Origin of the sequence: Planktothrix sp. FACHB-1355 (genome assembly GCF_014748295.1) — a bacterium.
Taxonomy (GTDB): Bacteria; Cyanobacteriota; Cyanobacteriia; order Cyanobacteriales; family Aerosakkonemataceae; genus Aerosakkonema; species Aerosakkonema funiforme_A.
This window is the reverse complement of sequence record NZ_JACJUP010000583.1, coordinates 1-4,171: the sequence shown is the minus strand read 5'-3', so window position 1 is coordinate 4,171 and position 4,171 is coordinate 1. Positions and strand designations below refer to the sequence as shown.

The 4,171-nt window shown below is 45.0% G+C and carries 4 protein-coding genes; 3 read left to right on the top strand and 1 reads right to left on the bottom strand.

Going from position 1 to position 4,171, the window contains the following annotated elements:
• Window positions 1-278: 278 nt before the first annotated feature.
• The 3 genes from gloB (at window position 279) to dnaB (ending at window position 3,148) form a co-directional block, all read left to right on the top strand.
• Window positions 279-1,052: a hydroxyacylglutathione hydrolase gene (gene gloB / locus H6S82_RS21105; RefSeq protein WP_190463122.1), complete on the top strand. Its 774-nt coding sequence runs from the start codon at window positions 279-281 to the stop codon at window positions 1,050-1,052.
• A gap of 85 nt (window positions 1,053-1,137) precedes the next feature.
• Window positions 1,138-1,596 (top strand): 50S ribosomal protein L9, encoded by a 459-nt coding sequence (rplI, locus tag H6S82_RS21100; protein WP_190463124.1) that lies wholly within the window; start codon window positions 1,138-1,140, stop codon window positions 1,594-1,596.
• A 211-nt stretch (window positions 1,597-1,807) separates the two neighbouring features.
• Window positions 1,808-3,148 carry a replicative DNA helicase gene (gene dnaB, locus H6S82_RS21095; protein ID WP_190463126.1) on the top strand — a complete coding sequence of 447 codons (1,341 nt, stop codon included), beginning with the start codon at window positions 1,808-1,810 and terminating at the stop codon, window positions 3,146-3,148.
• Window positions 3,149-3,158: 10 nt separating this feature from the next.
• Here dnaB and H6S82_RS21090 read toward each other — a convergent pair.
• Window positions 3,159-4,171, bottom strand: a 1,013-nt coding sequence (locus tag H6S82_RS21090) for an RNA-guided endonuclease TnpB family protein (protein ID WP_191056655.1), incomplete at its 5' end; no start/stop codon positions are given.

The window sequence follows — 4,171 nt, the reverse complement described above, 5'->3', positions numbered from 1 at the left end:
TTGGCGGCGGTCTTCGTCAGTGAGTTGCGCGTCTGAAAGAATGGCACAAGTCAGCAACATATGTTGCTTGCGGCTAATTTGACCCGCAACCAAAATTTGATCGACAATCTGTTTAGCTCCTAAAGTTGTTTTGCTCGGTACGCCCCCTTTCATACGTGACTAACTCCCTTACCGATAAGTAAAAAATAATTAAGACATTCCGATCGTGTTGGGTTTTCTGGAATTTATCAGTCGCTACACTCATTCTAGTGAAGAAGTTTCTATAGAGGTATTTTTTCATGCAGGTTCATCGGCTCCCAGCACTCTCGGACAACTATATATTTGTCTTGCACGATACTCAAGAAAATGTCGCAGCTGTGGTCGATCCGGCAGAAGCGGAACCAGTACTGCGTTTCCTTGATAAAATTGCGGCTGTATTAGTGGCTATTTTTAACACTCACCATCACAGCGATCATGTGGGCGGCAACAAGCAGCTGATGCAACGCTTTGCCAATCTCCGCATCTACGGAGGGGGAGAGGATTTTGGTAGAATACCGGGACAAAATGTGTTTTTGCGGGAAGGCGATCGCGTCCAGTTTGTCGATCGCATCGGCGAAGTGTTTTTTGTCCCCGGACATACCCGCGCCCACATCGCCTACTATTTTCCCTCAAATGTGGCGGATGAGCCAGGGGATCTGTTTTGCGGCGATACTCTCTTTGCTGGTGGTTGCGGTAGGCTCTTTGAAGGCACTCCCTCCCAAATGATATCCTCCCTAAGCAAGATCCGCGCTTTACCCGACAATACCAGAGTTTGGTGCGCTCACGAATACACGCTGAAAAACTTACAATTTGCCCTGACTGTAGATGGTAACAACCCAGATTTACAAGCCAGATACACTCAAGTCAAGGAGTCTCGCAGTCGATCGGAAGCTACCGTACCATCGCTTTTGGGGATAGAGAAGCGCACTAATCCGTTTCTGCGCTGGGATAACCCGCATTTGCAAGCAGCGGTAAAGAGTGACGAATCGGTGCAAACTTTTGCCAGACTGCGGGGAATGAAAGATAGATTTTAGCGAAGATTGGCAGTTGCGATCGACCCCCCTATTTCGCTACTATGGTTTGTTCGGATCTGATTAAGCAGCCTGTTCAGGAAAGCTCATGGCCAAACGCATTCAATTAGTTTTAACTCAGGATATCAGCAAGCTGGGCAAATCCGGCGATTTAGTAGAAGTGGCTCCCGGCTACGCACGCAATTACCTCCTTCCCAAGCAATTTGCTACTTTTGCCACCCCAGCAATTCTCAAGCAAGTGGAACGGCGCAGAGAAAAAGAGCGCCAGCGCCTTTTGGAACTCAAGGAAGAATCGATCGCGATCAAAGCAGCGATCGAAGCTGTCGGTCGCTTTAGCATTGCCAAACAGGTGGGCGAAGCAGATGCTATCTTTGGAACAGTTACTGGCCCGGAAGTCGCAGAAGCGATTCAGCAAGCTACCGGCAAGGAAATCGATCGTCGCGGTATCACCCTACCCGAAATTCGCAAGACCGGTACTTATAAAGCTGAAATCAAGTTGCACCCAGAAGTAACCGCAACAGTAGATATTGAAGTAGTGGCTAGCTAAGGGAATTTTGGATTTTGGATTTTGCGCGAAGTGGGCGTCTTGGCGGTGACCGTCACGATGCTCACCTTCGCAAGAGAGGATTTTGGATTGCCATTAGTCATCGATCGTTAGTCTTTGGTAAAAGGCTGTGTATTAATGGCTCATTGCTAATCAATGAACTTAAATAAAAATCTAAAATCTAAAATCTAAAATCTAAAATCTAAAATGATTTATGGTTGACTCACGCAATTTTCAACCGATTGGCGATCGTCTCCCTCCGCAAAATATAGAGGCGGAAGAAGCTATTTTGGGCGGCATCCTGCTAGATCCGGAAGCGATCGGCAGGGTGCTGGATATCCTCGTACCAGATGCTTTTTCCCTGGAAAGTCATAAAATTATCTATCAAGCAGCGCTGACTCTTCACGCGCAAAGCAAGCCGACGGATTTAATGACAGTCGCTGTCTGGCTTTACGATAACGATCGGCTTGACAAAGTGGGAGGTCAGAGTAAGTTAGCGCAACTGATCGATCGTACCGTCTCCGCCGTCAACATCGACCAGTATGCCAAACTCGTAGCAGAAAAATATCTGCGCCGCAAATTAATTCAAGCCGGTCATAAAATTGTCGATCTCGGACACGAGACAGCCACCGAATTGCCGATCGTACTCGATCGAGCAGAACAAGAAATTTTCGGCATTACTCAAGAACGACCTCAGCAAGGTCTGATATCGATCGCCGAAACGCTTAACTACACTTTCACCGAACTTAACAATCGCAGTGAAAATGTAGCGCTACCCGGACTCACCTGCAATTTTTACGACCTAGACGCCATGACTGGCGGTTTTCAGCGTTCTGATTTAATTATCGTCGCCGGTCGCCCTTCAATGGGAAAGACCAGTTTTGCCTTGGGAATCGCTCACCAAATATCGAAAACACATCAATTTCCTGTTGCTATTTTCAGTCTGGAAATGTCAAAAGAGCAACTGGTGCAGCGATTGCTTGCTAACGAAGCCGAAATAGAAAGTAACCGTTTGCGATCGGGACGCATCAGTGAAAATGAATGGGAACGGTTAAGCCCTGCATTTGCTACTCTATCCGCCCTACCAATTTATATTGACGATTCCGCCAATATAAGCGTTACGGAAATGCGTAGTCAAGCGCGTCGTTTGCAAGCAGAACAGGGGAGAGAAATCGGATTAATTTTAATAGATTATTTGCAATTAATGGAAGGCGGAAGCGACAATCGCGTTCAAGAATTATCGAAGATTACACGCAATCTTAAAGGTTTAGCTCGCGAGATGAATACTCCCGTTATTGCCTTATCTCAGTTGAGTAGAGGAGTTGAATCGCGTACAAATAAGCGACCGATGCTGTCGGATTTGAGAGAGTCCGGTTCGATTGAACAAGACGCGGATTTAGTTATTATGTTATACCGCGACGTTTATTACAATCCCGATTCTCCAGATCGAGATATCGCAGAAGTTATTATCGCCAAACATCGGAATGGCCCCACAGGGACAGTCAAACTTTTGTTCAATTCGCAGTTTACTCAGTTTCGGAATTTAGCTAATTGACACTCTCCCGTCAAGCTACGCTGTGACGGGGAGATTCTTGGTTCACCGAGCGACCTTGCTTAAGAACTGTTTCCAGGTTTAAGTATAGGGTCATCTCTCCACAAGCGTTAATTTCGGTATGCCCTACCGTATTTGATATATAGCCAAGTAGTTGCAATGCCTGGATCAAAATGTTACGCGCTGCGTTTTCATCTCTGTCTAAAACTACACCACACTTACAAATATGGGTACGAACAGACAGAGATTTTCTAACAGTTTCGCCACAATTAGAACAATTTTGGCTGGTGTAATGAGGTGGAACTGGTACGGCTACTCTGCCAAATTTAATAGCAAAGTATTGTAACCATTCTCTAAATTGCGACCAAGAGGCATCACTAATTGATTTAGCTAAGTGACGGTTTTTCACCATATTACGCACTTTCAAGTCTTCATACGCCACGATGTCGTTAGACATCACTACGCACCTTGCCAACTTCACGGCAAAGTCTTTACGCTGACGAGAGACTTGCAAGTGTTTTCTGCCTAATCGGTTAATAGCTTTTTTCCTGTTGTTAGAACCTTTAACCTTTTTAGAAACTAGACCCTGCAATCTTTTTAATTGCCTTTCCGACTTTCTCAAGTATCTAGGATTATCAACTTTTTCACCATTACTATCAGTGTAGAAATGGGCTAAACCTACATCTAACCCTAGAGTTTTACCTGTAGGTTCTAATGTTTGTTTAATATCTACGCTAATGCAGAACTGGCAGTAGTAACCATCAGCACGTTTAACTAGCCTAACTCTCTGTATTTGGTCTACGGGGTAAAAATGCAGGTCGTAAGTACCGACAAGCTTAAATATTCCCATTCCCTTCTTATCGGTGAAGGTGATAGTTTTCTTATCGGGCGAAAGCTTCCAGCCTGATTTTTTGTACTCTACAGAGCGTTGATTCTTTTTGAATCTGGGAAAACCTTTCTTACCTTTAATCTTCTTTTTACAGTTATCGAAAAATCTGGCAATCCCTGACCAACAACGTTCCGATG